Genomic DNA, 25033 nt, shown 5'->3' with positions numbered 1-25033 from the left:
TCTAATGTTCCGAAAACTGCCTGGCGACGAGACGCGTACCCTCGTCTCCACCACCCCGGACACGGCCGTGGTCTTCCGCCCGGCCGTCGTCAAGACGCCCGCCATCGTCACCATCGTGGTCTGGCTGTCCCGCCTGTTCGCGGGCCTGGTCCGCCTGGTCGTCCGGCATCCGGTCGCGGTAGCCGTCCCGGTCGCCTTCGGTGTCGTGTGGACCCTGTACGGCTGGCGCCAAGCTCTCGTCCTGGCCGGGTTCCTGCCCTCGGCCGGGCTGTCGTGGCTGCTGCTGGATCGGGCCTCGTTCCTGCGCCTGGTCGGCTGGCCATTGTTGGCCTGGTGGCGGCTCGTCACCGTCTACCGGCGGCACTGGCAACCGGTCATGGTCGTGTCCGGGCTCGGGCGGCACATCCGGGGCCGCGACTACCTGCCCCGCCTGGTGCGGGTGGAGTGCGACGGCTGGGCCGACCGCGTCACCGTGCGCATGTTGTCCGGGCAGGCCGTCAAGGACTGGGCCGACCGCACCGACCACCTCGCCCACGGCTTCGGCGCCCCCTCCTGCCGCGTCGCCGTCGCCAAGGCCGGGCGGCTCGTCCTCACCTTCCCCCGCCGCGACTCACTCGCCGAACCCCTGCCCGCCGTGCCCATCCCCGAGGTGGCAGATGTCGGGCCGGTGGAGATCGGCCGGTGCGAGGACGGCACGCCGTACCGGCTCAAGGTCCATGGCACGCATGTCCTGATCGCTGGGGCGACCGGGGCCGGTAAGGGCTCGTGGCTGTGGTCGACAATCCGCGGCCTGCTTCCCGCGATGCGGGCTGGGCTGGTGCAGGTCTGGGCGCTCGACCCCAAGCGGATGGAACTGTCCTTCGGCCGTCCCCTGTTCGGCGCCCGGTACGCCGCTGATCCGAAGGAGTGCGCCGACCTGCTCGATGACGCCGTGTGCGTGATGCAGGAGCGGGCCGACCGGTTCGCCGGCCTCCAGCGCTCCCACACACCAACCGTCGCGGACCCGTTCGTCCTGGTGCTCGTCGACGAGGTGGCGTTCCTCACCGCCTACCAGTCAGACAAGCACCTGAGGCAGCGCATCACGGCGGCCCTCGCCACGCTCACCACGCAGGGCCGGGCGGTCGGCGTCGGAGTCATGGCCGCGCTCCAGGACCCCCGCAAAGAGGTCATGAACATCCGCAACCTGTTCCCCGACAAGATCGCCCTCCGGCTGGACGAGTCGGAACAGGTGGACATGGTCCTCGGCGACGGGGCACGCGACCGGGGCGCACTCGCCGACCACATCTCACCCGTCCCCGAACGCGGCGCGGGCGTCGGCTACATCCGGCTGGAAACCTCCCCCGACCCCGTGCGCGTCCGGGCCGCATACGTCTCCGACCTCGACATTCGCGAGATGGTCGCCGAGTACAGCGGTCGAAGCGAGGCCGCATGAACAGCCTGGCGCACTTCCTCGACGGGCTGCGCTGCTCGGTCTGTGGCGCGCTCAACGCCCTGTGGCTCGACCCCATCCGTGGCCTGGTCGAGTGCCACGAATGCGGCCAGACCGCCCTCACCATCCCCGAGCCCGGAAGGGAGGACAGTTGACCGACCTCACCGACGCCCACCAGGCCAGGGGAGAGCAGTCGATCTCCCCCGCTCGGCCCAACGACCGGTCCACACCTCGGGCCGTCCGGATGGCTCAACCGCTGGCGCGGGACGTGGTCGAAGAGATCGCCAAGCAGTACGGGGTGTGCATCCGGCCGGTTCCGCTGCGGCGGCAGGACATCCTCACCGGACAGACCGAGGTCATCGACGTCCCCTGCGGGGCGACGCTGGAGGACAAGTGCCCGCCGTGTGCCAAGCGCAACCGGCAGCTTCGGCGGGCGCAGTGCCGGGAGGGCTGGCACCTCGACCACGAACCGGTCAACCTCCCCGATAACGCCGACGAGTATCAGCGGCACCTCGTGGAGCTGCGGGCCGACGTCCAAGCCTGGCGGGACGAGACGGAAAAGGCCGGCGGGGATACCGCTGACCTAGACGCCGCGATCGTCGAGCTGGACGAGGAGATCAACGCCACCGGGATGCGCGGCAACGTCCTCGGCCGGACCAGCGGGAAGCGGTCCCGTTCCACGAAGCGGCGGCAGGACGCCCCGGACCTGCCCAAGCGGCAGATGACCAAGACCACCCTCGGACGGACCTTCACCGGCTCCGACGGCAAGGTCTACCGGCCCTCGATGTTCGTCACCCTCACCCTCCCCTCCTACGGGCGGGTGCTGGAGGGTGCGCCGATCAATCCGGACGCCTACGACTACTCGCGGGCGGCCCGCGACGCGCTGCACTTCTCCAAGCTCGTCGACCGCTTCGTGCAGAACCTCCGCCGGGTCGCCGGATACGACGTGCAGTACTTCGCCACCGTCGAGCCACAGAAGCGGCTCGCACCCCACCTGCACATGGCGATCCGCGGCACCCTTCCGCGTGCGGAGCTGCGGCAGATCATCGCGGCCACCTACCACCAGGTGTGGTGGCCCCCTGCCGACGACGTCCGGTTCGAGGGGGAGCACCTGCCGGTCTGGGAGGACGGGGCCGGCTACCTCGACCCCACCACGGGCGAGGTCCTGCCAACCTGGGAACAGGCACTCGACGCCCTCGACCAGGATGACGAGGCCGAATCCCTGCACGTGCTCCGCTTCGGCGACCAGATGGACGTCAAAGGCGTGCTCGCCGGGACCCCGGACGCCGACCAGCTCATCGGCTACCTGTCCAAGTACCTCACCAAGAGCCTCGGCGACGCCCTCGGCACCGACGACCCTCGCCGCAAGGCACACGCCGAACGGTTGCTCGACGCCCTGCGGTTCGAACCGTGCTCGCCGACCTGCCCGAACTGGCTGCGGTACGGGGTGCAGCCCAAGGGCGCCAAAGCGGGGATGGCTCCCGGCCGGTGCAAGGGCAAGGCGCACAAGCCCGATCACCTCGGCTACGCGGGCCGCCGCGTCCTGGTCTCCCGGAAGTGGTCCAACAAGACCCTGACCGAGCACAAGCAGGACCGCCGTACCTGGGTCCTGGAAGCCCTCGGCGTCGAAGACGCGCCGGTTGACCCCCACCGCTACCTCTGGCGACCCGTCAAGCCCGGTGATCCCGAGTTGGCCCCCATCGGCGTGCGGCTCCTGCGGTCGGTCCACGAACGCCAGCGCTGGCGCAATCACCTCGACCGGCTCCAGGCCGAGGCAGACGGACGAGTTCTTTCGGCAACTGAAGGGAGGGCAGCATGATGGACAGACTCTTCTACCGGCCCAAGGACGCGGCGGTCATCCTCGGCATGAGCCGTACGGCGGTCTTCCGGCTGATCAAGAGCGGTGAGCTTCGCTCGATCAAGTACGACGGGTACCGCCTCGTCCCGGCTGACGCCCTCCAGGAGTTCGCCCGGCGTCTGAACGAGGCGGCGTGATGGCCGACCGCAAACCGAACGGGCGCTCGTCCATCTACCTGGGCCAGGATGGTTACTGGCATGGCTGGGTGACCGTGGGCATCAAGCCGGATGGCTCCCCTGATCGACGTCACCGGATGGGGAAGTCGGAGGCGGAGGTCACGCGCAAGGTCCAAGAGCTGGAGGGCAAGCGCGGGACCGGACAGGTAGCTAAGCCGGGCAAGGTCCCGACCGTCGCCGAGTGGATGACCGAATACCTCGACGTGATCTGCGAACGGCTCGTGGCCTCGGGCAAGATGGCGCCTCGGACCCTCGACGACTACCGGTCCAAGACCCGTCACTGGATCATTCCGCTGCTCGGCCGTCACCGCCTCGACCGGCTCGCCCCTGAGCACCTCGACAAGGCGTACGCGACGATGCTGGAGCAGGGCCGCTCGTCGAGCACCGTCCTCAAAGTGCATCGCATCCTGTCCCGCGCTCTGAAGATCGCCGTACGGCGAAGCAAGGTCACCAGGAACATCGCCACGCTCGTGGACGCGCCGGTCGCCGCTGACCCTGATCTGGAGCCGCTGACGCGGAACGAGGCGCGTAAGATCCTGGAGGCGGCCAAGTCGCGGCGGAACGCGGCTCGCTGGTCGGTGGCACTGTCCCTCGGCATTCGCCAGGGCGAAGCGCTCGGCCTCCGCTGGTCGTTCGTTGACCTGCAGACCGGCGTGATCAAAGCCTGGTACCAGGCACAGCGGGCACCGTGGAAGCACGGCTGCGACGACCCTCACGAGTGCGGCAAGGAGTGGCACCGCTGGCCGTGCAAGCCGCGGTGCAGAATCCACAAGCACGACCCCGACTGTCCACAGAGCTGCACGAGACGCGGCCACGTCTGCCCGTCGAGGACATGCGCGAAGGACTGCACCGGCCACGCCGACCGATGCCCGAAGCGTACGGGCGGCGGCATCGTCTTTCGGCAACGCAAGGGCCGCAGCAGACTGACTCTCCAGTGCCCGCCCGAACTGCTTCCGATCCTCCGTGAGCACAAGAAGCGCCAGGACGCCGAACGGGCGGAGGCGGGCGAACTCTGGGAGGATCACGACCTGCTCTTCCCGACTCGCCGGGGCCGGCCGATGGAGCGCAGCGAGGACTACAAGATGTGGAAGGCGCTCCTACGCCAGGCCGGGGTCAGGGAAGCCCGCCTCCACGACGCCCGCCACACCGCCGGGACGCTCCTCGTCGAGCAGGGCGTCCACATCCGGGTCGTTCAAGAGATCCTCGGCCACGCGCGAGTGACGACCACTGAGCGTTACACCCACATCGCCAGCCCCCAGGTGAAGGACGCCAGCGAGCGCATGGGGGCGGCCCTGTGGGGCGAGGACTGAGGGCAACTGCAACTAGAACTGCAACTAGAGGCCCTTTGGAGATCAAAAAGCCCCTCTCGTCGGTGAGGACGAGAGGGGCTCTGAACTGCGGAGGCTCGGGGATTTGAACCCCGGATGGGCTTAAGACCCAAACCGCATTAGCAGTGCGGCGCCATAGACCTGACTAGGCGAAGCCTCCTGGTAGCGCGTTGCTCAGCACAGCGTACCGGCGATCGTCCAAGGCGGCAAAGCGGATTGCCGAGTGCCGCACTGGATCACTCCGAGGATCCACGCTGCGGGGCGTTTGGATCGATGCACAGCCCTTGATCGATGCACAGCCCTTGTCCACAGGATGTGGACAAGGGCTGTGCACACAGTGTGGATAACCCGCCTCAGCGTCGGCACAGGCTACGCCTGGCGGACGGCCTCGCCCTCGATCTCGATCTTGACCTTCTTGCCGACGAGGACGCCGCCGGTCTCCAGGGCCTGGTTCCAGGTCAGACCGTACTCCTCGCGGTCGATCTCGGTCTCCGCGCCGAACCCGAAGATCTCCTGACCCCACGGGTTGTTGGCTGCGCCGTTGAACTCGACCTTGAGCTTGACCTCCTTGGTCACGTCACGGACCGTGAGGTCGCCGACGAGCGTGAACTCGTTGCCCGACAGGTCGCTCACCCGCTTGCTGCGGAAGGTGATCTCGGGGAACTTGTCGGCGCTCAGGAAGTCGTCGCTCCGCAGGTGGCCGTCGCGGTCGGCCGCACCGGTCTCGATCGTGCCCGCCTTGATGACGACGTCCACGCTGGACTCGAGCGGGTTCTCGGCGATGACGATCTTGCCCTCGTAGTCGGCGAAGTGGCCGCGGACCTTGCTGACCATCATGTGCTTGACGACGAAACCGACGCGCGTGTGGGCCTTGTCCAGCGCGAACTCGCCGGCCGTCGGGACCTTCAGGCCCTCCCACTCACGGATGCTCATGGCTGCTCCCCAGATTGTTGCTGTGCGGATGTCTCACTAAGCAAATGTCTACCCGAGAAATATTCCTCGCGTCAACTATCGTGCCGTAGACTTGGGTCATGGACCCATTCGACGACCCCCGGCTCACGGCGATGGGCCTGTTCGCGGAGGTCTACACCGGGCTGTCGGACAAGACCAGCCCGACGCTGGCCGCCGCCGGACTCTCCGAGGTCGACTTCGAGACCCTGATCCGCCTTGCCCGTTCGCCCGAACGACGGCTGCGGATGAGCGACCTCGCCGCCCAGACGTCGCTGTCCACGAGTGGGATCACCCGCGTGGTCGACCGTCTGGAACGCGACGGGCTCGTCGAGCGGCACGCCTGCGCCAGCGACCGCCGCGCCTCCTACGCGGTGCTGAGTGAGGCAGGGGCGGAACGGTTGCGGGCGGTGCTCCCCCGGCACGTCGAGGACATCGAGACCTGGTTCACCGGGCTGCTGACCGAAAACCAGCTCGCCGATTTCCTGCAGGCGCTGCGCGTGATCCGCGACGTCGTACGGCCCTGCGCGACCGCAGGCGTACGGGAGGCGAGCAGGGCACCTCGGGCCAAGACGGGCTGAGCCCGCCGGAATCGGGATTAGAGGGAACTGACCGGACGGACTGGCGTAAACGATCGATTTCTGGTGGACTCCGTAATTCAGGAAACGGCTCCACGACAGCCGACGCAGTCCCCCGTACCCGAGCCCATGGAGCGCCCGTGCGTTTCCCCTCACACGCACTCGCCGTCCTCGCCACCGCGGCCCTCGCGGTTCCCGTCGCCGCTTCCACCTCCGCGTTCGCCGCGGCCGCGGCCTCTCCGAGCCCGAGCCCGAGCCCGACGCCCACACAGACGCAGACGCAGACGCCCGCCGCGACGAGCCCGAGCCCGCAGCCGGTGGTCACCGTCACCAAGACGATCACCCCCAAGGCGACCCCCAAGACGACGAAGACCACGACGGCCAAGACGCCGCGACCGAAATCCGTGCCGAAGGACGCCGTCCAGGTGACCGTCAAGAAGGTCGTGGACGGCGACACCGCCGATGTCGTCACCGAGAGCGGCAGGACCGTTCGGATCGGCCTGCTGGAGGCGGACGCCCCCGCCAAGGGCGTCTGCTGGTCCGAGGAGGCGTTCGCCCGGTTGATGACCCTGCTCCCGCCGGGCAAGCCGGCCTACGTCCGGGCCGCCGAGCAGGTGCCCGAGCAGGGGCGCATCCTGATCTACCTGTGGTCGTCCACGGGCGTCTACGTCAACGGCGACATGGTCAGGAGCGGCCTGGCCCAGACCGTTAACTCCTTCCCCGAGCGCAGCTACACCGATTGGCAGTACTGGGAGCAGGTGCGCGCGCAGACCGACAAGCTGGGATTGTGGTCGGGCTGCTGGGCGGCCGACACGTATGACAAGCGTGAGAGCGTCAAGGTCCCGTCCGGGACCGGCGCCGCGACCCCGGCGCCGATCGAGCCGGCGGACGCGTCCCCGGCCCCGCCCGGCACGACGTACTCCCTCGAGCCCATTCCGCAGGGGGCCACTCCCGGCTCGGTCGCCACGGTGCGGCCCTCCCCGACCCCCACGCCCAGCCCCTCGCCGAGCCCCAGCCCCAGTGCTTCGAACGGGTCGCTCGACCCCAAGTACGACACCTGTGAGGACGCGAACGCCAACGGATACGGCCCGTACTACCGCGGGACCGACCCCGAGTACGTGTGGTACGAGGACCGCGACAACGACGGCGTGGTCTGCGAGAGGTGACAGTCAGTTGACCCTCTTGCGGGCGTCGGGCACGACCAGGTCGCCGCGCAGCTTGGCCATGCCGCGCGAGACCGAGCTCTTGACCGTGCCCACGCTGATCCCGAGGGTCCTGGCGATCTCGGGCTCGGTCATGTCCTCGTAGTAGCGCAGCACGATCGCCGTACGCTGCCGGGCGGGGAGACGGTCGAGCGCCCGCTCCAGCTCGTCGTACCGGTGCCGCGCGTCCTGCTGCACCGGTACGTCGGGAAGCTCCTCGGAGGGGTATTCCTCCAGCTTGCGCCGCCGCCACCAGGAGATGTTGATGTTCACCATCGCCCTCCGCACGTAGCCGTCGAGCGACGACCGGTCGCGGATGCGGTCCCACGCGAGGTACGTACGCGCGAGGGCGGTCTGCAGGAGGTCCTCGGCGTCGCTGGGGTTGCCGGTCAACTGGTTGGCCACGCGGAGCAGGGCCGCCCCGCGAGACTGGACGTACGTGCGGAACTCCTCATGGTTCACGATCAGGGATCACCAACCCGGCCAGAGAGGCATCTCGTGCCAGAATCGCAGCCGCGCCCCTGGATCCGGCTGAACCGAAATCCAGGTTTCGCACCCGCCTGGGCAAAGAGCGGGCAAGCCGGGTGGCGGCCCGTCACGCGTGCCGTACGTCCTGTCGGGCAGTGGTTTGCCCGAAACAGGTGGCAACGCCTTGCACCGGGAGGAGGAATATTGATCCCGGACGCCACCATCGCCCGGAAAACCGCCTCTCCATCCCCGTCCGGCATGTGAGGCTGGAGAGCGTGGAAGGGGCGATGCCGTACCGGGCCGGAGAGCGCAGGCGGAAGCTGGCGGCGGCGGTTCTCGGCCGCGACCCCGCGCCCGCGCCGCGGTCGCGGGAGGAGACGGAGCCGTTCGACGTGGTCAGCGGCGACCTCCTCGACGTGAGCCCGCACCTGATCATCCTCGAGACCGCCGACGGCGAGCAGCGGCGCCTGGTGATCGCGCCGTGGGCGACCGCGTGGCGCGGGGGCACGGTGGCGCCCGCCGATCTGCCGGCCGGAGCCCGGGTCGTCGTCCGGGCGCTGCGCGGCGGCACGGTCGCCGAGCGCATCTGGGCCGACATCACCCGGATCACCGGCGTCATCCGGGAGGTCAGCGGGCGGCGCGACCTCACCGTCGAGCTCGACTGCGGTCCCCATCGCCGGGAACGCTCCATCGTCGTGCCCTACCGCTCCTCCGGGCGAATCCGGGTGCGGCATCCCAAGCTTGAGCCGGGCTACCTGTTCGACGCGATCGGGCTGCTCGACCAGGGCACGTCGTTCGCGCATCTGCCCGCGACCTCGCAGCCGCCCTACCGGGCCACGGCCGTGCCCCCGCCCACGGTGACGTACGGAGGAAGCGAGGCGGGCATCTCGGGCACGGCGGTGTGGGCGGACTTCACGGACCTCGCGGACCTCGCCGGGGAAGGCATCACGGAGGGCGTCGCCTATCCCATGCTCGAACGCGAGGACACCGGCTGCGACGACGCCGGCGTCTCCTGCGCCGGCCTGCCATACCTCGCGCTGGGCTCGCTGCTGCGCGTACGCAACGTGTGCGACGGCCGGGCGGACGCGCTGCCGATCGTCGCGTGCGGGTGCCTCGCGGGGCGGTTCTGCGACCGATGCCTGGAATGCGGCACGTCCCCGCGCGGCAGGATCGTGGAACTGGCCGCGTGCTCGTACGTCGCGCTCGGTGGAGACTTGACCAAGGGCTGCTTCAATGCCCGCGTCGGATTGGGGTGACCGGTGCTTTCGATCATCGCGGCTGCCGCGCTGCCGATCCTCGTGGTGACGCTGGCGCTGGGCGGCGTCGCCAAGCTGGCCACGGTCGGGCGCGAGGCGTCGCCGGGCGCGCTGGCCCGGCTCGGCCCGGCGGTGCTCATGCCCGAGCGCTTCGCCAGACCGGCCATGATCGCCTGCGCCCTGGTCGAGTTCGTGCTGGCGGCCGATCTGCTGGTCGTGGATCACCCGGTCGCCCGGTGGCTGCCGGTCGCGTTCTTCGCCATGGCGACGTACGTCCTGTGGGACCTGCGCAGGCGGCGGCCGGACGCGGGGTGCGGCTGCTTCGGAGACGTGAGCGACACCCCGGTCGGGCTGCGGTCGATCGGCCGGGCCGCGGCGCTGACCGCGATGGCGGCCCTCGTCGCGTCCGCGGGCGTCATGGGACTGCCTGATGTCACCGCGGAGACGGCGCCCTGGATCGGCGGAGGGGTCGCCCTGCTGCTCGCCTGCTCACCCGAGATCGACGGGGTCGTCTCCCGCCTGCGTCACCGGGCGCCGTGCGAGCAGCGGCCCACGCCGCCCGGACGGGCACTGTCGCGCCTGCGGACCAGCGCGGAGTGGCGGGCTCACGCGGGGACACTGCTGGCGGACGAGCCGTCCGACATGTGGCGTGAACTGTGCTGGCGCTTCTTCGTCTTCCCCGCTCAGGGCGACGCGGAGGTCGTGTTCGCCGTGCATCTCGGCGGCCGGCGGCCCGCCGTACGCGCCGTCGTGGTCGGCGCCGACGGCCAGGTGGCCGCGCCCGGCGATCGCGACGATGCCTCTCTGCGGGAATCTACGCCTGTATCGGCCTGACGCTATACAAGCGTAGATTCCCGCATCGAGGACTTTCACTTCAACTCTCTACGGCTCTCTAGCTTCCCCTCTAGAAAGCCGTAGAGAGGTCGATGGGCGCGCCGCTCACAGCGGCTGCGCGCGGAGGAACCTCCCGAAATGCGGAACGGTGAACCCGATCACGCCGCGCTCGGCGCTGTAGATCAGGCCCTTCTTGATCAGGCTGTCGCGGGCCGGGGACAGGCTCGACGGCTTGCGGCCCAGCGTCTCGGCCACCTCGGCGGTCGGCACCGGGTCGTCGCCGAGCTGGGCCATGGCGTGCATGTAGTCCCGCTCGGCGGGGGTGGCCCGCTCGTATCGGCTGCCGAAGAAGCCCACCGCGAGCTCCTCCTCGGCCTCCGGGGCGGACACCTTGATGTCCTCGGCCGTGATCGGACTGCGCGGGGCGAGATCCCAGGCGACCTTGCCGTACGCCTGGACGAAGTAGGGGTAGCCGTCGGCCGCCTCGTACAACGCGTCGAGCGCGTCGGGGGTGAACTCGACGTCCTCACGAGCGGCCGGGGCGATGAGCGCCAGATCGGCGGCGTCCCGGTCCAGCCGGTCGATGCGCGCGTACCGGAACAGCCGCTCGGAGTAGCTCTTGCTCGCCGACAGCACGCTCGGCAGGTGGGGCAGGCCGGCGCCGACGACGATCAGCGGGCCGCCGTTCTGCGACAGCTCGTGGCAGGCCGCGCACAGGGCCGAGACGTCCGGCGCCTGCACGTCCTGCATCTCGTCGATGAACAACGCGATGCCGACGCCGAGGTCCGTCGCCACGCCCGCGGCGTCGACGAACAGCTCGGTCAGGTCGATCTCCAGGTCGCCGGAGTCGGCCCGGCCGCGCGCGGCGGGCACGTCGATGCCGGGCGACCAGTGCGAGGTGCCCTTCGCCGCGGCGGGATCGCGCATCGCGAACGCCTTGAGCACGCCGAGGAACTCCTCGATGCGCTCGGGGGCGCGGTGCCGGGGGGCGAGCTCCCTGATGGCCATGTGCAGCGCGGCGGCCACCGGGCGGCGGATCGACTGGTCGGGCCTGGCCTCGATCTTGCCGGTGCCCCACAGCCGCTGCATGGCCATGGACTTGAACGTGTTGAGCAGGACGGTCTTGCCCACGCCACGCAGGCCGGTGAGGACCATGCTCCGCTCCGGGCGGCCCCGGGCCACCCGCTCCAGCACGATCTCGAACTGCTGCAGTTCGCGGTCGCGTCCGGCGAGTTCCGGGGGGCGCTGGCCGGCGCCGGGGGCGTAGGGATTGCGCACGGGGTCCACGCTCTCGGACTTTATGACGGGATATAGCGGCCGTCGTAGATTTCCGTAGAGAGCGCTACGGCGTGTCGCCCGGCGCGGCCGCGGCACGCACCGCCCGGCGGTGGGCGGAGCCTGAACCGGGACGACCGGGACGACAGCGGGCGGAGCCGGGGAGGGCACGACCGGATCGAAGGCCACGGGAACGGCGAGGACTGAGACGGGGGCGGCGGACACCGTGGGCACAGCCATCACACACCCCTTACCTGCCAGGACTCGACCGAACCCGTGTTCGATCCGATGGCCATGACTGTAGCGCGTCATCGAACACCTGCGCGAGCTTTCCACGAAAGCACCGTCAAACGCCGTCGTTCGCCGGCTCCCCCAGACCGCGCACCGACCCCGCGGGGCTAAGACTCAAGGGCGGCGAAGTCCTCCGGCGTCAGCCGGATCCGTCCCGCCCCCATGTTCTCCTCCAGATGGTCGAGGGACCCCGTACCGGGGATCGCGAGCACCGCGGGCGAGGTCGCCAGCAGCCACGCGAGCGCGATCTGTGCGGCGGCGGCCCCGTGGCGCCGCATCACCGCCGTCAGGCGTTTCTGGTCGATGGGTCGCAACCCGCCGCCGAGCGGGAAGAAGGGCACGAACGCGATGCCGTCCTTCTCGCACCGGGCCAGGAGCTCGGTGTCGCCCCGGTCCTGCACGTGGAAACTGTTCTGCACGGCGGCCACCGGGGCGATCGCCAGTGCCTCGTCCAACTGGGCGGCGTCGACGTTGCTGACGCCCAGATGCCGGATCAGCCCCTCCTCGCGAAGCTCGGCGAGGACCGCGAACCTCTCGGAGATCGATTCGCCGCCCGGGGGGTGCAGGCCGCCGACCCGCAGGTAGACGAGGTCGAGCCGCTCCACGCCGAGGGTGCGCAGGTTGTCCTCCACCAGCCCGCGCAGCTCGGCCGGGCCGGCCTCGCCGCCCGGCACGCCGGTCTCGTCGAGCAGGGGGCCGACCTTGGTCGCGATCACCAGGTCGTCCCCGTACGGTGCGAGCGCCCGGCGGATCAGGTCGTTGGCCGCCACGCCCCCTCTCCGGTAGAACCAGGCCGTGTCGATGTGGTCCACGCCGAGCTCGACGGCGCGGCGCAGCACGGCGACGCCCGTCTCCGGATCGCGGACGGCGCCCTGGAAGGTGCCGGTCGGCAGCCGCATGGCCCCGAAGCCCAGCCGGTGAACGGGAAGGTCGCCGCCGAGGAGGAACGTGCCGCCGAGCGCGGCGTTCGTGTTCGTCGTCATACCCGTCAGCCTCGTGCGGCCGAGGACGACGGCCAACGCGGTGGCAGCAAGCTGCCACGTCCGGCGGGGTCATAATGAGTGGGTGACAGCCGATAAGGTCATCACGGTCCGCGGCGATGCGGAGCTCGTGGCCCGCGCCGGTCATCTGTTCACCGGTGCCCGGCACGAGTTCGTGTGCGCGGCCCGCGATCTCGACACGTGGTCGCGGCCCGAGGCACGGCAGTCCGTGGCCCGGCGGATGCCCGGCCCCGGCGCCTCCGGCTTGGCCGTCAAGAAGCTGTTCACCCCCGTCGCCCTCGCCGACGAGGCCGCGCGGGCGCACCTGCGCGAGGTCATGACCACCGGCGTCGAGGTGCGCATCAGCTCCACACCGCTGCCGCACGAGACGATCGTCATCGACCGTCGCGTGATGATCCTCGCGGGACGCGACGCGCCCGGCCCCCGCGAGTACACCGTGACCACCTCACCCACCCTGGTCAACGGCGTGTACTCCCTGTTCGCGGCCGCCTGGGACGCCGCCACCGAGCTGACCGCCTACCTGCGCGGCGACGCGCCGAACCTCGACGACGACAGCCGGGCCGTCCTGCGCGCGCTCGGCGCGGGTTACACCGACGAGACCGCGGCGCGGCATCTCGGCCTGTCGTTGCGTACCTACCGCAGGCGTGTCGCGGAGCTCATGGACGCGCTGGAGGCCGGCTCACGCTTCCAGGCCGGACTGCGCGCGGGCGAACTCGGGCTCACGGGATAGCGTCGACCCCGACCCTCGACCCCGCCGACAGTGCGACGATCAGTGCCAGGGGGCCGATGTGGAGAGAGGGGCACCGATGGCATATCCGGAGCGGCGGCGCCTGGCACGTGTCGCCGCCTATGCCAAGGTGTCCACCGCGCTCGCCCTGATGAGCGACCACCGGCTCGCCGCGCTCTTACTGGAGGCCACCCCGCTGGGCACCGGCATCGGCGGAACGTCGGCCGTCCTGGACGTCGAGAGCGCACGGATCTTCGTCAAGCGGATCCCTCTGACCGACCTCGAACTTCACCCCGGCAACCGCATGTCCACCCGGAACGTGTTCGGGCTGCCGGGCTTCTACCAGTACGGCGTGGGGTCGGCGGGGTTCGGGGCCTGGCGTGAACTGGCCGTCCATCAGATGGCGACCAACTGGGTCCTGGCCGGCGAGTTCGCCGGCTTCCCGTTGGCGTACCACTGGCGGGTGCTGCCCGTCCCTGCCCCTCCTACCGGACTGTTCTCGGAGTTCGGCGGCCTGGAGGGCGCCGTGGCGCACTGGGACGGCGCACCAGCCGTCCGAAGGCGTTTGGAGGCGCTTGAACGCTCCACCATGAGCATCGCCGTCTTCCTGGAGCACATCCCGCACACCTTGGGCTCCTGGCTCGCCGGCAAGGAGGTCTCGGCGTTCCCCGACGTGGAGAGGGAACTGGCCGAGGGTGTCGCCTTCATGAGAAGCCGGCGCCTGATCCACTTCGACGCGCACTTCCGCAACGTCCTGACGGACGGAGACCACCTGTACTTCTCCGACTTCGGTCTCGCGCTCAGCTCCCGTTTCGAGCTCTCCGCCTCGGAGTCGGACTTCCACCGCACGCATCGGGACTACGACCACGACTACGTCATGGCCCACTTGGTGAACCAGCACCTCGCCGAGCGGGTTCGCGGTGGCGCGGACCGGCGGCGCTTCGTCCGGGGCTGGGCCGACGGCGACAGGCGTTCCGGCGTCGCCGCCTCCGCCGCCGTGATCCTCGACAGGCATGCGGGAACGGCAGCGGTGATGGACGATTTCCATCGACGCCTCTGTGAGAGCAAACAGGCGCGCTATCCGGCGGACGAGTTCGGCCACATTCGGTGCGGGGCCGGTCCCGACGCCTGATGACGCCCTTGCTCCGCATCCTGGTGTTACCAGCGCCCGTGGTCGGGACGCCTAACGCAGCGTGTGCGGGAGCACGAGGGCCGCGGCGGCGACCACAGTGATCAGTCCCAGGTAGGCGAGGACGAGCCGGGTGTCCCTGAGATAACACTTGCTCCGGGTGAGCCCCGCGCGACGGGCCCGCCAGTATCCGGCGAACCCGAGGGCCGCGAACCCGAGCACGGCCCACGCCCCGAACAGCCAGGCGAGCAGCGCCACCGTCGCGTAGACGCACAGCTTCAGCGGATCGTACGGCTTGGCCTGCCCGCCGTCGGACGCCTGGGCCGCGAGGGCCTGCTCGTACGCGACGCCGGTCGGCCGGTCGCCGGGCGCCGGTCCCTCTCCGGTGGTCACCGCCGCATCACTTTCATGTGATCTCCAACAGCGGGAGCCGTACGCCGGCGTCGGCCGCGGCGACGGCGGACAGCCGCTGACGCGCGAGCGCGGGCCAGGCCTGCACCGCGCAGAACGGCGCGCACTGGTCCTGGTCGGAGCGGGTGCCGACGTGGACGCAGCATTGCACCAGGCGCTCCTCCAGCATCGTGGACATGTCCATGAAGGGCTTGATCGTGATGCGTACGACCCTCTCGCCCAGCAGCCGCCGCAGCCGCCGCCTGCGCCCGGGCAGGGCGGAGGACGCGAGCGTCAGCAGGGTCGTCAGCCCGAGGTCGCAGTTCTCGCAGATGTCGCGCCAGACCTTGCCGATCTCGGGGTGGGACAGCGACGACTGCTCCGACAGCAGGCCGAGCAGCGACTCCTGCACGGCCATGCGGAGCTGGTGGGGGATCTCGGAGTCGGCGATGCGGTTGGAGACGAGTCCGAGGTTCTCCTTGAGGCGGTCGTGCCCGATCAACGCGGTCAGCGAGCGCCACTGGCCGGAGTCGTCCTTGATCATGTAGCCGACCGAGCAGCAGTGCGGATGCGAGCACGGCAGGGCGGTCAGGTCGCGCCAGGTGACCAGGCCGTCCGTCTGGGGGCCGAGGCGCTTGAGCACCCCGGTGTGGGTGAGCCGGTCCATCGGGTCGATCGCATCGGACCGCCCCGAGCCGAACTGCGGCTGGATCGAGACCCCTCCGACGTACGGCGTGTCGAGGGCCAGGCGCACCACGTCGCCGATCTCGCCGTCGTTCACTCCGAGGGAGGCCGTCATGACCAGCGTCGTGAAGATCTCCCGCTCGGAGAGCCGCCGCAGCGCCTCCGCCTTGAGCCGCCGCAGGTCGCCACCCCGGTGGTGCCGGGACGCCTCGGCCGACAGGCCGTCGTACTGCAGGTAGACCTCGACGCGCTCGCGGTGCTCGGTGAGCAGGTCGAGCAGGGCGTCGTCCCGGGCCACCAGGAGCCCGTTCGTGTTGATCAGGATGCGGGTGACGGGCCGGGCCGTCAGCTCGGCGAGCAACTCGGGCAGATCGGGGTGGAGGGTCGGCTCGCCGCCGCTGAGCATGAGCACGTCGAGACGGCCGTTCTCGCGGGCCAGGCGCTGGTCCACGTTGGCGAGCACCTCCCGGACCGGCACAATCCCCCGCAGATCGGGCGAGGAGTCGGTGAAGCAGGTCGGGCAGCGCAGGTTGCACGCCTCCGCCACGTCCTCAAGGAGGATGCACGTGTGCTGGGTCTGCATCTCCGGCAGCCCTCGCAGGTACGCCTCCGGGACCGGATCGAAGTTCCCCGCGACGTCGGGCAGATGCGCCTTGGTGGGGGCGGTCCACTCCTCCAGGTAGGCGAGGATCTCCGGGTCCTCGTCGTAGAGGGTCCTGACCATGCCGTGGGTGCGGCAACCGCGCTCCAGGTAGACCCGGCCGTCGCGGACCGCGAGCCAGCCGGACAGGCGCGGCACCTCCGCCAGCGGACGGTCCGGCCGCTCGTCGTGACAGCGTGGGCAGAACGCGTTGACGTAGCGGAGGATGCGATCTCCACGCAGGGGCATTCCCGTGGTCACAGGGCACCGTCCGTGTAGAGCGAGGGGTTGACGCCGGTGCAGAAGCCGGCGGTGAAAATCGTCATGAGCGCCCAGCCGATCATCAGACCCATCCCCAGCCCCCGCGACCAGGGCTTGCGGAGAAGGAGCAGCAGCGTTCCGCCGCCGAACGCGATCAGAGCCAGGATCACGGATCCACCGATGAGCGCGACGTTCTTGTGATCGCTCGCGACTCCGTCCGCCGCCGCGAGGGTCGCGAGGAAGAGCACGAAGTTGACGACCACGTAGGCCACGATCCCCACGATCGTCATCGCGATGACCACGCCGGTCGTGTTCGGGGGCGGGGGCGGCGGCCACGCGCGCGGGCCACCCGGGCCGTACGGCCCGCCGGGACCGGGCCCATACGGCCCGCCCGGGCTCTGAGTGGGTGGCCCACCCGGGCCCTGAGACGGCGGCGGGCCGGCCGGGCCGTACGGCGCGCCGGGAGGCGGCGGCACGGGCGGATGGCCGGGAGGATCGCCCGGCCGCGGGTCGTTCGGCCGCTCGGGCGGCTCGGGGGGTGTGCTCATCTCTCCTCCTCGCCGGCAGGCGACAGCCGGGCGGCCGGTAACAGCGGTCGCCGCTCGCCCCGCCGGGGGAGCAGCCGATCGTAGAAACCCTTGCGATATCCGAGCCCGAGGCGGACGGCGAGGAGCGTGAGCCCCGGGACGAGGAACCACTGCGGGCGGGTCAGGTCGAGCCAGACCGTCTCGTTCGCCCTGGTGAACTCGACGAGGAACCGGAAGACGGCGTACGCGCCCAGATACAGGGTGAACAGCTCGCCCGGCCTGTCGACCCGGCTCCGCGCCCACAGCAACGCGCCGAAGGCGGCGAGCTGGAAGACGGTCTCGTACAGGTACGACGGGTGCATGGCCTGCCCGGACACGCAGCCGGGGCACTCCGGAACGGTGGCGGGCGCGTGGACGCCCCAGGGAAGGCTCGTGGGACGGCCGGGGGCCTCCGTGAGGAAGCAGCCGATGCGGCCGACGGCCATGCCGAGCGCGACGGCGGGCGCGAACAGGTCGCCGGTCCGCTCCCGGTAGCCGATCAGCCGTTTCGCCACCAGCACCCCGACGTATGCGCCGGTCAGGCCACCGAGGATGCTCCGGGCGCCGAACATCCACGCCTCGAGAAGGCCGGGGTTGAGCGCGGGGTCGAGATGCTCGGCCCAGCCGGACAGCCGCATGCCTATCGCCCCGCCGACCAGCGCGCCGGTGACGGCGACGAGCGACTCCTCCCGCAAAGCCCCCCGGCGCCGCGCCTCAAGGACGAACACCACGCTCGCGAGGATCACGCCGAGACCCACGAAGAACGCGTGGGTCGGCACGGTCACCCCGCCGAAACGCAGTTGCTCAAGCACGACGCCACCCTAGCGGCGGACCACGACGATTCCGATCGTCAATTTGTACGGCTTGTGCCCCTTTCCTACGGCGATTCCGGCCAACCGTCCGGGGCTTTGTCCACAGGAGTCCCGTTGTCCACAGGAGCGTGCGCGGACCGCCTGCACATGCCTCGGCCGCGGGTAATCTGCGCCTATGACCACCTTGTGGAATCGCAGGTCAGCGGTAGTGATGGCGGCGCTCGTCGGGGTGACCGGCTGCGCCGGGGTCGGCGACGCCGGCGCGTCCGCCACCGCCCGGACCCGGGTGTCCGTGCCCGCACCGGCGTCACCGGCACCGGGCTCGTCCACGCCTGCCGCTCCCTCCGCCGGGCCGGCCTCCTCCGCGTCCGCCACCCCGTCGTCCGTCACGCCCTCGTCCGTGCCGGTCTCGCCCGGGAACGGGCCCACGCCGAGCCCGAGCGGGCCGCCTCCTTTCTCCGCGAAGATCGACAAGGTGTCCCGTGACGACGTCCGGCACTCCTGGCGTCCGGGCTGCCCGGTTCCGCTGAGCGGGCTGCGTAAGATCACCATGACCTACTGGGGCTTCGACGACCAGGCGCACACCGGCACACTCGTGGTCAACAAGAAGGTGGCCGAGGACGTGGCCTCCGTCTTCGGGAAGCTCTACGACATGCGCTACCCCATCCACCGGATGGAGCCCGTCGACGTCTACAAGGGCAGCGACTACGACTCCATCGACGCCGACAACACCTCGGCCTTCAACTGCCGCAACGCCACCGGCTCGGGCAGCTGGTCCAACCACGCGTACGGCCTGGCGGTGGACCTCAATCCCCGGGAGAACCCCTACGTCTACGCGAACGGCTCCAACGCCCACCGCAACGCGGACGCGTTCGTGGACCGGCCGCTCAAGAAGCCCGGCGTGATCAACAGCGGAGACCGCGTGGTGCGGGCCTTCGAGCAGATCGGCTGGGGCTGGGGCGGCTCCTGGTCGGGCGCCAAGGACTACCAGCACTTCTCCGTCAACGGCCGCTGAGACCGGAGCCGATCACTCGGTCGGCTGTCTGTGAGGCGCCCGTGGAGAGGCTGCGGAGGTTCGCATCCACCTACGGCGCGGTCGGTGGACGGCCCTCAGCGCCCGGCAGGCACCCGCCCACCGTGTACGGCACGGTGGGCGGGTCGCCCCGGCGCTGACCCTGGGAGAGGTCAGTCCGCCGGGGAGGCATGCCGGGTGACGAGACGACCGGTTACGGCGTGACCGGCTTGCCGCCGAAGGTCACGACGAGGCGGCCGTCCGAGGCGTAGGACCAGCCCAGGGCGCCGGTGTAGGAGGAGCACCGGGACCCGTTGGAGCCCGACCAGAACTGGTTGGAGCTGTCGGCGTTACCGACGATCTTGTCGTTGCTCCCGCTGCCGCTGCGGCAGGAGGTGTTGTTGCGGAACACCGAGGTGCCGGCGTCGAAGGAGAAGTTGCGCTCGGTGTTGTCGATGCCGACGTTGTTCGATATCGACATCGTGCCGGGGTTGCTGTTGTAGGTGAACCCGTGGTGGCCGTTGTGGTAGGCGATGTTGCGCCGGACGACGTGGTTGACGGCGATCTTGTCGCCGCCGAGCTTGTAGCCGTTACGGTCGCCGGCGCCGGCCTGGCTGCCGTCGGTGAGGGTGCCGTTGTTGTACGACAGGGAGTCCTCGATGGTGACCGGCCCGATGGCTCCCGTGTCCGTCTTGGTGTAGAGGTCCCAGCCGTCGTCGATGTTGTTGTGGGACACGTCGTAGCGGAAGACGTTGCCTGTGCCGGTGGTGAGCTTCGCGGCGAAGCCGTCGGCGTCCTCACCGTCGGAGTCGGCGTTGTCGTGCGACTCCGCGCTGAGGATGAGGTTGTTGGACGGCCACTGGTCGCGGGGGGTGTCGGAGGCGATCCGCCCGAGCTGCAGCCCGGTGTCGCGGTTGAACCGGGTTACCGTGCGTTCGATGATGTTGTTGCTGCCGCCGACGTAGATTCCGTTGTCGCCGGCACGCTCGACGACGACGCCGTACACGTGCCAGTACGAGCCGTTCACGGTGAGCCCGCGGTTCGACGAGGACTCGCTCTGGGCCGAGAAGTTCAGCACCGGAGTCTCACCGGGGTAGGCGGACAGCGTCTTGCGGGCGCTCGATGTGCCGTTGTTGCCCGGCGCGATGGTGACCGTCTGCGCGAAGTCGTACCGCCCGCCGCGCAGGTAGATCGTCCCGCCGGGGGCGACGCGGGTGAGCGCCGAAGTGAGGGTCGTCGGGTCCGACTGCGTCCCCGACGCGCCGTCTCTGCCACTCGGCGAGACGTACAACGCGCCACTCGACGGTGTCGTCGAAGGCGAAGGCGAAGGCGAGGGTGAGCGCGTGGGCGAGGGCGAAGCCGAGGGCGAGCGCGTTGGTGAGGGCGAGGCCGAGGGCGAGAGTGTGGGGGTGGGTGACGGTGTGGGTGAGGAGGTGGTGGTGGAGCCGGTGCAGGTGACGCCGTTCAGGGTGAACGAGGCGGGCGTGGGGTTGGACCCCGACCAGCTGCCGTTGAAGCCGATGGACAGCGACGCGCCGGTGGCGATGGCGGCGTTGTAGTCCACGTTGGTGGCCGTGACGTTCTGCCCGCTCTGGTTGAAGGTGGCCGACCATCCGGTGTCCACCTTCTGGCCGCTGTCGGGGAAGGTGAACCCGAGGGTCCAGCCGTTGATCGCGTTGCCGAGGTTCTGGATCGTGATGGCGGCGGTGAAGCCGCCCGGCCAGTCGTTGGTGGTGTAGGTCACGGCGCATCCGGTCGCGGCCTGTGCCGTTGCGGTGGTGGTGACGCCGGCCAGGGCGGCGGCTCCGGCGAGGACGCCGATCAGCCCGGCGCCTGTTCTGGTTCTGCTGTTCAAACCCGAGCTCCTTGCAGGTCGTGCAGGGCCCCTGACCGAGGATTGATTCCTGGCCCCACAAGGGTTTCATGCACCTGAACTACGTTCATCTACAGGAACATCGGGCATCAAGCTACGAGCCCATCGATCGCCGGTCAACGACGCGCCTCGTCGGCTTTCCGCGTACGACGGCTCTCACTTGCACAGGGACCGCCAGAAACGACGGACGGGATGCGGGATCGAGTGAAACGTTCAGGCGAGCACTCGAGAACAGGGCGGCAGCCGCAGTCGGACCCGGCGTTCATCGAGCCACTGCTGTCGAAGACCCCGCCCGGCCGGACCGCCGGCGCCGCCCCTCATGCCCATGACGGCGGCGACCCCCTGCCGGTACCGATGTACCGGCAGGGGGAGAGAGCCGAGCCGCGGAAGACGGCGATCGGCGACAGCCACCACCCGCACCGGCGACGGCGCGAGAAGGTGGAGAGAAAGGGGAGGACAACGCCCGCTCCTCCGGCCGCAGGAAGCGGGCGTCTCTCCAGATATGACATCTCCTGATTCTCCGGACAAAGGGGGAATCACGAGTGAGGGCTCAAACGCTAACGGGCTCCGGACTCCGGGTCGGAAAGGATCGCTTACCGGTTAATAACGATCGGCCTACGACCCCATCACGCACTGGCGATCAACCAGGTCTCACCGGTCAACTGCTGTGAAGACGGCATGACGGGAGAGACATGTCCGGTTGGCAGCACTCCGCTCCCCTTCCCCCCGCATGGCCGCCGGACCGGTTCGAGGTTCGCTCGACCCGGCCCATCCCGGACGGCGCCGCGGCCGATCGCTACCACTTTCCGCAAACCGCCCACGAAGCCGCCACGCGCCTTCGGGACGTACGCTTCGCGACACAGATCCAGGTCGTCCGCATCGAGGACCGAGCGACCCTCTTCGACCTGGTCGCCGGGGTGGAGGTCCCCCTCGAACACTGGTGACCATCAGAGCGCGCCGGCGGGCTGCGGCAAGATGGGTGCATGACGGCGAAGGACGGCGACGGCTGGGCCCTGTGCGCGCTGGGGCACCAGCACTGGGGACTGTACGGCGCCGCCGGTCTGCTCACCGTGCACCACACGCTCGACGGCATGCCGTACGTGCTGATGCAGAAGCGTGCCTGGTGGAGCCATCACGGCGGGACGTGGGGGCTGCCGGGCGGCGCGCGCGACAGCCACGAGGACGCCATCACCGGCGCGCTGCGCGAGGCCCGGGAGGAGGCGGCGCTGGACGCCGATCTCGTCCGGGTGCGCGGGCTCTACGTCGACGACCACGGCGGCTGGTCGTTCCAGACGGTGATCGCGGAGGCCGAAGGGCTGCTCGACGCCGCGCCCGCCAACGGCGAGAGCGCGGACATGCGCTGGGTGGAGGCCGACGAGGTGGTGTCGAAGGAACTGCATCCCGGCTTCGCCGACTCGTGGCCGAGGATCCGGCCCGCGCTGAGCCCCGTGGTCGTCGTCCTCGACATGGCCAACATCATCGGCGCGCGGGCGGAGCACGGCTGGTGGAAGGACCGTGCGGGCGCCGCGAACCGCCTGCTCAACGAGCTGATCCCGCTCTGCGGGCAGGGCCTCGGCGAGATGCCGGAAGGGGTGCCCGCCCTGACCCGATGGTTCCCGCGCATGGTCGCGGTTCTCGAAGGTGCGGCGGCCGGCGCCGCCGACCCGGGGCCGGTGACCGGGGACCTGACGGTCGTGGTGGCCGGAGGCAGCGGAGACGACGCGATCGTGGAGGCCGTGCGCGACGTGCGGCCCTGGGAGACCACCCTCGTCGTCACCGCCGACCGAGGGCTGCGCGAGCGGGTGACGGCCCTCGGCGCCCTGGTCGCCGGCCCTCGCTGGCTGCTCCGGCAGCTCTGAATCGAGACTTTTATACCGTTCGTCCTATTTGGGCAGGATGAAGCATGTGATCCTGCTCTTCCGCCGACTGGCCACCACCTGGTCCGTGCCCGTTCCGATCCTCGCCGTGGCAGTGCTCGCGCTGGCGTGGGGGCGGTCCCTTCCTCCCGTCGTCGTGGTCGTCGCGGCGGTCTTCCTCGCGGCTTCCGTGCTCGCGGCCGTGCACCACGCCGAGGTCATCGCCCATCGCGTGGGCGAGCCGTTCGGGTCGCTCGTGCTCGCCGTGGCGGTCACGGTGATCGAAGTGGCGCTGATCATCAGCCTCACCGCGTCCGGAGGGCCGGCCGCGTCGTCACTCGCCCGCGACACGGTGTTCGCCGCCGTGATGATCACCTGCAACGGGATCGTCGGCCTGTCGCTGCTGGTCGCGGCGCTGCGGAGGCGGGTGGCGGTGTTCAACGCGGAGGGGACCGGAGGCGCGCTGGCCACCGTCGCCACGCTGTCGACGCTGAGTCTCGTTCTGCCGACGTTCACCACGAGCAGGCCGGGGCCCGCCTTCACCCCGGCCCAGCTCGCGTTCGCCGCGCTCGCCTCGATCGCGTTGTACGGCCTGTTCGTGCTCACCCAGACGTTGCGGCACCGCGACTACTTCCTGCCGGTGGAGCCCGGCGGCCAGGGCGAGGACGCCGCCGAGCACGCCGAGCCGCCGACCACACGCGCCGCCGCGGCCAGCCTTGCGCTGCTGCTGAGCGCACTGGTCGCGGTGGTCGGCCTGGCGAAGATCGAATCTCCCGCCATCGAGTCGGCCGTACGCGCGGCGAGCCTCCCGCAGTCCGCGGTGGGCGTCGTGATCGCGCTGCTGGTGCTGCTGCCGGAGACCCTCGCCGCCGTACGCGCGGCCCGGCGGGCCCGGGTGCAGGTCAGCCTGAACCTCGCCTTCGGCTCGGCCATGGCCAGCATCGGGCTCACCATTCCGACGATCGCCGCGGCGTCGCTGTGGCTGAAGGGGCCGCTGCTGCTCGGGCTCGGCCCGACGCACATCGTGCTGCTCGGCCTGACGGTCGTCGTGGCGACGCTGACCGTGGTGCCCGGACGGGCCACCCTCCTGCAGGCGGGCGTCCATCTCACGCTGTTCGCCGCCTTCCTGCTCCTGGCGGCGAGCCCATGAGCGAGGGCGATGCGGCACGCGGTCAGCCGCGGGTCCACTTCTGGTTGGCTCCGCCGGTGCAGTCCCACAGCTGGAGGGGCGCGCCGTTGGCGGGGTTCACGTCCACGATGTCCACACATCGGTTGGCGACGGTGTTGACGAGGTCGCCGGCCGGGGTGAGCGTGAAGCGCTGGGCTCCCGTGCCGTTGCACGTGTAGAGCTGGATCGGCGTGCCGTTGGCGGTGCCGGCCGCCGCCGCGTCCATGCACTTGCCCATCGCGCGGACCGTGCCGTCGCCGTTGATCGTCCACTGCTGAGCGGCGGTGCCGTTGCAGTCGTACATCTGCAGCCGGGCGCCGTCGACGGGGTTCGCACCCGGGATGTCGATGCAGCGGCCGTTCAGGTTGGACTTCAGCGCGCTGCCGCCTCCCCCGTCACTGGTCCAGGCGGAGACGCGGACCCAGTCGATCAGCATCGTCTGCGGGAACGACGTGGTGGAGTCGGGGTCGCCCGGCCAGTAGCCGCCGACCGCCACGTTGAGGATCAGGAAGAACGGGTGGTCGAAGACCCACTGGTTGCCGCGGATGTCGGCCGGCGTGACGCGGAAGTACTCCGAGCCGTCCAGGTACCAGACGATGAGGTTGGGCGACCAGTCGACGCGGTAGGTGTGGAAGGCGTCGCCGAGCGGCGCGCCGATCGTCCTGTTGCCGCCGACGCCGCTGCCGCCGGAGTAGCCGGGGCCGTGCACGGTGCCGTAGACGGTGTTGGGCGTCTTGCCGACGTTCTCCATGATGTCGATCTCGCCGGTGTTCGGCCAGTTGCCGCCGCCGAGCATCCAGAACGCCGGCCAGATGCCCTGGCCCTTGGGAATCTTGATGCTCGCCTCGAAGCGGCCGTACGCCTGACTGAACTTGTCGGCGGTCAGGATGCGGCCGGAGGTGTACTGGCAGGTGCCGTAGTGGCACTGGTAGTTGGACGGGTTCTCCCGCCGGGCGGTGATGGCGAGGTGTCCCTGCCCGTCGTGGTACACGTTGCGGGTCGAGTCGGTGTAGTACTCCAGCTCGTTGTTGCCCCAGCCGCCGCCGCCGATGTCGAACTTCCACTTGGCGCCGTCGACGGGCGTTCCCGCCGCGGCGTTGAACTCGTCCGACCAGGTGACGGGGCCGATGGCGGCTTCGGCCCGGTCGGCGCCCGTGCCGGCGACCAGGCCGCCGCCGAGGGTGACGACCATGGCCGCGGCCATGATGAGGAGCCGGGGTTTGCGCATGGAGATCTCCGGTTGGTGGGGGGATGCCAGCAGGATCTCCGGC

Annotated in this window: 25 protein-coding genes and 1 tRNA gene; 15 read left to right on the top strand and 11 right to left on the bottom strand. The window is 70.2% G+C overall.

The features are described 5' to 3' along the window. The first annotated feature begins 4 nt into the window (after positions 1-4). The 5 genes from QSK36_RS11670 (at position 5) to QSK36_RS11650 (ending at position 4773) form a co-directional block, all read left to right on the top strand. Positions 5-1432 (top strand): FtsK/SpoIIIE domain-containing protein, encoded by a 1428-nt coding sequence (locus QSK36_RS11670; protein WP_285782392.1) that lies wholly within the window; start codon positions 5-7, stop codon positions 1430-1432. Next, a complete protein-coding gene (locus QSK36_RS11665; RefSeq protein ID WP_285782391.1) occupies positions 1429-1584 on the top strand; it encodes a hypothetical protein in 156 nt (51 codons plus the stop codon). Before QSK36_RS11670 ends, QSK36_RS11665 begins: the two co-directional genes overlap by 4 nt. An 89-nt stretch (positions 1585-1673) precedes the next feature. Then, a complete protein-coding gene (locus QSK36_RS11660) occupies positions 1674-3248 on the top strand; it encodes a replication initiator (protein WP_285782724.1) in 1575 nt (524 codons plus the stop codon). After that, on the top strand, positions 3245-3424 hold the full coding sequence (locus QSK36_RS11655) for a helix-turn-helix domain-containing protein (protein WP_285782390.1): 180 nt from the start codon (positions 3245-3247) through the stop codon (positions 3422-3424). The genes QSK36_RS11660 and QSK36_RS11655 overlap by 4 nt, the downstream gene beginning before the upstream one ends. Next, positions 3424-4773 (top strand): tyrosine-type recombinase/integrase, encoded by a 1350-nt coding sequence (locus tag QSK36_RS11650; RefSeq protein ID WP_285782389.1) that lies wholly within the window; start codon positions 3424-3426, stop codon positions 4771-4773. Before QSK36_RS11655 ends, QSK36_RS11650 begins: the two co-directional genes overlap by 1 nt. Positions 4774-4861: 88 nt before the next feature. Here the strand turns inward: QSK36_RS11650 and QSK36_RS11645 are convergent. Both QSK36_RS11645 and QSK36_RS11640 read right to left on the bottom strand, forming a co-directional pair. Next, positions 4862-4951 (bottom strand) — tRNA-Ser (locus QSK36_RS11645). A 209-nt stretch (positions 4952-5160) separates the two neighbouring features. Then, positions 5161-5724 (bottom strand): YceI family protein, encoded by a 564-nt coding sequence (locus QSK36_RS11640; RefSeq protein WP_183537868.1) that lies wholly within the window; start codon positions 5722-5724, stop codon positions 5161-5163. Positions 5725-5822: 98 nt separating this feature from the next. Here QSK36_RS11640 and QSK36_RS11635 point away from each other — a divergent pair, with 98 nt between their 5' ends. Further along, positions 5823-6320 (top strand): MarR family winged helix-turn-helix transcriptional regulator, encoded by a 498-nt coding sequence (locus QSK36_RS11635; RefSeq protein WP_183537869.1) that lies wholly within the window; start codon positions 5823-5825, stop codon positions 6318-6320. Between the two features lie 137 nt (positions 6321-6457). Next, positions 6458-7483: a thermonuclease family protein gene (locus QSK36_RS11630; RefSeq protein ID WP_183537870.1), complete on the top strand. Its 1026-nt coding sequence runs from the start codon at positions 6458-6460 to the stop codon at positions 7481-7483. 3 nt (positions 7484-7486) lie between these two features. Here QSK36_RS11630 and QSK36_RS11625 read toward each other — a convergent pair whose 3' ends face one another. Beyond that, positions 7487-7987 carry a SigE family RNA polymerase sigma factor gene (locus QSK36_RS11625; protein ID WP_285782723.1) on the bottom strand — a complete coding sequence of 167 codons (501 nt, stop codon included), beginning with the start codon at positions 7985-7987 and terminating at the stop codon, positions 7487-7489. Positions 7988-8247: 260 nt separating this feature from the next. Here QSK36_RS11625 and QSK36_RS11620 point away from each other — a divergent pair, with 260 nt between their 5' ends. After that, positions 8248-9243, top strand: coding sequence for a hypothetical protein (locus QSK36_RS11620; protein ID WP_285782388.1), 996 nt, complete (start codon positions 8248-8250; stop codon positions 9241-9243). A gap of 3 nt (positions 9244-9246) precedes the next feature. Beyond that, a complete protein-coding gene (locus QSK36_RS11615) occupies positions 9247-10077 on the top strand; it encodes a MauE/DoxX family redox-associated membrane protein (protein ID WP_285782387.1) in 831 nt (276 codons plus the stop codon). Positions 10078-10182: 105 nt separating this feature from the next. On the opposite strand, the gene QSK36_RS11610 is transcribed toward QSK36_RS11615, so the two are convergent. Both QSK36_RS11610 and QSK36_RS11605 read right to left on the bottom strand, forming a co-directional pair. Next, positions 10183-11364 (bottom strand): ATP-binding protein, encoded by a 1182-nt coding sequence (locus tag QSK36_RS11610; protein WP_142567879.1) that lies wholly within the window; start codon positions 11362-11364, stop codon positions 10183-10185. 386 nt (positions 11365-11750) lie between these two features. Continuing rightward, positions 11751-12626, bottom strand: coding sequence for an oxidoreductase (locus tag QSK36_RS11605; RefSeq protein WP_285782386.1), 876 nt, complete (start codon positions 12624-12626; stop codon positions 11751-11753). Positions 12627-12708: 82 nt separating this feature from the next. On the opposite strand from QSK36_RS11605, the gene QSK36_RS11600 reads away from it, so the two are divergent. After that, on the top strand, positions 12709-13374 hold the full coding sequence (locus tag QSK36_RS11600) for a helix-turn-helix transcriptional regulator (RefSeq protein ID WP_183537873.1): 666 nt from the start codon (positions 12709-12711) through the stop codon (positions 13372-13374). Between the two features lie 76 nt (positions 13375-13450). After that, positions 13451-14503, top strand: a complete 1053-nt coding sequence (locus tag QSK36_RS11595) for a protein kinase family protein (protein ID WP_285782385.1) — start codon at positions 13451-13453, stop codon at positions 14501-14503. 51 nt (positions 14504-14554) lie between these two features. Here QSK36_RS11595 and QSK36_RS11590 read toward each other — a convergent pair whose 3' ends face one another. From QSK36_RS11590 to QSK36_RS11575, 4 genes are read right to left on the bottom strand one after another with little or no spacing between them, the layout of a single operon-like run. After that, entirely contained in the window at positions 14555-14893 is a 339-nt protein-coding gene (locus tag QSK36_RS11590) for a hypothetical protein (protein ID WP_225898217.1), read from the bottom strand. 13 nt (positions 14894-14906) lie between these two features. Then, the gene (locus QSK36_RS11585) at positions 14907-16475 is read right to left on the bottom strand and encodes a radical SAM protein (protein ID WP_285782384.1); all 1569 of its coding nucleotides are present in this window, start codon (positions 16473-16475) and stop codon (positions 14907-14909) included. Continuing rightward, complete coding sequence (locus tag QSK36_RS11580) at positions 16472-17023, bottom strand: hypothetical protein (RefSeq protein ID WP_285782383.1); 552 nt, start codon at positions 17021-17023, stop codon at positions 16472-16474. Before QSK36_RS11580 ends, QSK36_RS11585 begins: the two co-directional genes overlap by 4 nt. Then, positions 17020-17853: a prolipoprotein diacylglyceryl transferase gene (locus QSK36_RS11575; protein ID WP_139573728.1), complete on the bottom strand. Its 834-nt coding sequence runs from the start codon at positions 17851-17853 to the stop codon at positions 17020-17022. The genes QSK36_RS11580 and QSK36_RS11575 overlap by 4 nt, the downstream gene beginning before the upstream one ends. A 175-nt stretch (positions 17854-18028) precedes the next feature. On the opposite strand from QSK36_RS11575, the gene QSK36_RS11570 reads away from it, so the two are divergent. Then, positions 18029-18868: a M15 family metallopeptidase gene (locus QSK36_RS11570; RefSeq protein ID WP_285782382.1), complete on the top strand. Its 840-nt coding sequence runs from the start codon at positions 18029-18031 to the stop codon at positions 18866-18868. A 211-nt stretch (positions 18869-19079) separates the two neighbouring features. Here the strand turns inward: QSK36_RS11570 and QSK36_RS11565 are convergent, their stop codons facing one another. Then, positions 19080-20720: a cellulose-binding domain-containing protein gene (locus QSK36_RS11565; RefSeq protein ID WP_285782381.1), complete on the bottom strand. Its 1641-nt coding sequence runs from the start codon at positions 20718-20720 to the stop codon at positions 19080-19082. 710 nt (positions 20721-21430) lie between these two features. Here QSK36_RS11565 and QSK36_RS11560 point away from each other — a divergent pair. Genes QSK36_RS11560 through QSK36_RS11550 form a run of 3 tightly spaced genes read left to right on the top strand, consistent with a single transcriptional unit; the run spans position 21431 to position 23744 of the window. Next, complete coding sequence (locus tag QSK36_RS11560) at positions 21431-21682, top strand: hypothetical protein (protein WP_183537876.1); 252 nt, start codon at positions 21431-21433, stop codon at positions 21680-21682. A gap of 39 nt (positions 21683-21721) precedes the next feature. Continuing rightward, entirely contained in the window at positions 21722-22597 is an 876-nt protein-coding gene (locus QSK36_RS11555; protein WP_285782380.1) for an NUDIX hydrolase, read from the top strand. Between the two features lie 37 nt (positions 22598-22634). Then, the gene (locus QSK36_RS11550) at positions 22635-23744 is read left to right on the top strand and encodes a calcium:cation antiporter (RefSeq protein WP_183537878.1); all 1110 of its coding nucleotides are present in this window, start codon (positions 22635-22637) and stop codon (positions 23742-23744) included. 22 nt (positions 23745-23766) lie between these two features. Here the strand turns inward: QSK36_RS11550 and QSK36_RS11545 are convergent, their stop codons facing one another. Beyond that, on the bottom strand, positions 23767-24990 hold the full coding sequence (locus QSK36_RS11545; RefSeq protein ID WP_285782379.1) for a family 16 glycosylhydrolase: 1224 nt from the start codon (positions 24988-24990) through the stop codon (positions 23767-23769). Positions 24991-25033 lie beyond the last annotated feature (43 nt).

It is taken from the genome of Microbispora sp. NBRC 16548 (assembly GCF_030268985.1).
Lineage (GTDB): Bacteria > Actinomycetota > Actinomycetes > Streptosporangiales > Streptosporangiaceae > Microbispora > Microbispora catharanthi.
Note: the sequence above shows the minus strand (reverse complement) of the source record. Positions and strands in the feature narration are given on the sequence as shown.

Excerpts from the sequence above, each read along its gene's own strand:
- QSK36_RS11545 (WP_285782379.1), bottom strand. The coding sequence starts at position 24,990 with ATGCGCAAACCCCGGCTCCTCATCATGGCCGCGGCCATGGTCGTCACC.
- QSK36_RS11555 (WP_285782380.1), top strand. The coding sequence starts at position 21,722 with ATGACGGCGAAGGACGGCGACGGCTGGGCCCTGTGCGCGCTGGGGCAC.
- QSK36_RS11655 (WP_285782390.1), top strand. The coding sequence starts at position 3,245 with ATGATGGACAGACTCTTCTACCGGCCCAAGGACGCGGCGGTCATCCTC.
- QSK36_RS11670 (WP_285782392.1), top strand. The coding sequence starts at position 5 with ATGTTCCGAAAACTGCCTGGCGACGAGACGCGTACCCTCGTCTCCACC.
- QSK36_RS11570 (WP_285782382.1), top strand. The coding sequence starts at position 18,029 with ATGACCACCTTGTGGAATCGCAGGTCAGCGGTAGTGATGGCGGCGCTC.
- QSK36_RS11640 (WP_183537868.1), bottom strand. The coding sequence starts at position 5,724 with ATGAGCATCCGTGAGTGGGAGGGCCTGAAGGTCCCGACGGCCGGCGAG.
- QSK36_RS11595 (WP_285782385.1), top strand. The coding sequence starts at position 13,451 with ATGGCATATCCGGAGCGGCGGCGCCTGGCACGTGTCGCCGCCTATGCC.
- QSK36_RS11580 (WP_285782383.1), bottom strand. The coding sequence starts at position 17,023 with ATGAGCACACCCCCCGAGCCGCCCGAGCGGCCGAACGACCCGCGGCCG.
- QSK36_RS11550 (WP_183537878.1), top strand. The coding sequence starts at position 22,635 with ATGAAGCATGTGATCCTGCTCTTCCGCCGACTGGCCACCACCTGGTCC.
- QSK36_RS11605 (WP_285782386.1), bottom strand. The coding sequence starts at position 12,626 with ATGACGACGAACACGAACGCCGCGCTCGGCGGCACGTTCCTCCTCGGC.
- QSK36_RS11650 (WP_285782389.1), top strand. The coding sequence starts at position 3,424 with ATGGCCGACCGCAAACCGAACGGGCGCTCGTCCATCTACCTGGGCCAG.
- QSK36_RS11665 (WP_285782391.1), top strand. The coding sequence starts at position 1,429 with ATGAACAGCCTGGCGCACTTCCTCGACGGGCTGCGCTGCTCGGTCTGT.
- QSK36_RS11635 (WP_183537869.1), top strand. The coding sequence starts at position 5,823 with ATGGACCCATTCGACGACCCCCGGCTCACGGCGATGGGCCTGTTCGCG.
- QSK36_RS11660 (WP_285782724.1), top strand. The coding sequence starts at position 1,674 with ATGGCTCAACCGCTGGCGCGGGACGTGGTCGAAGAGATCGCCAAGCAG.
- QSK36_RS11560 (WP_183537876.1), top strand. The coding sequence starts at position 21,431 with ATGTCCGGTTGGCAGCACTCCGCTCCCCTTCCCCCCGCATGGCCGCCG.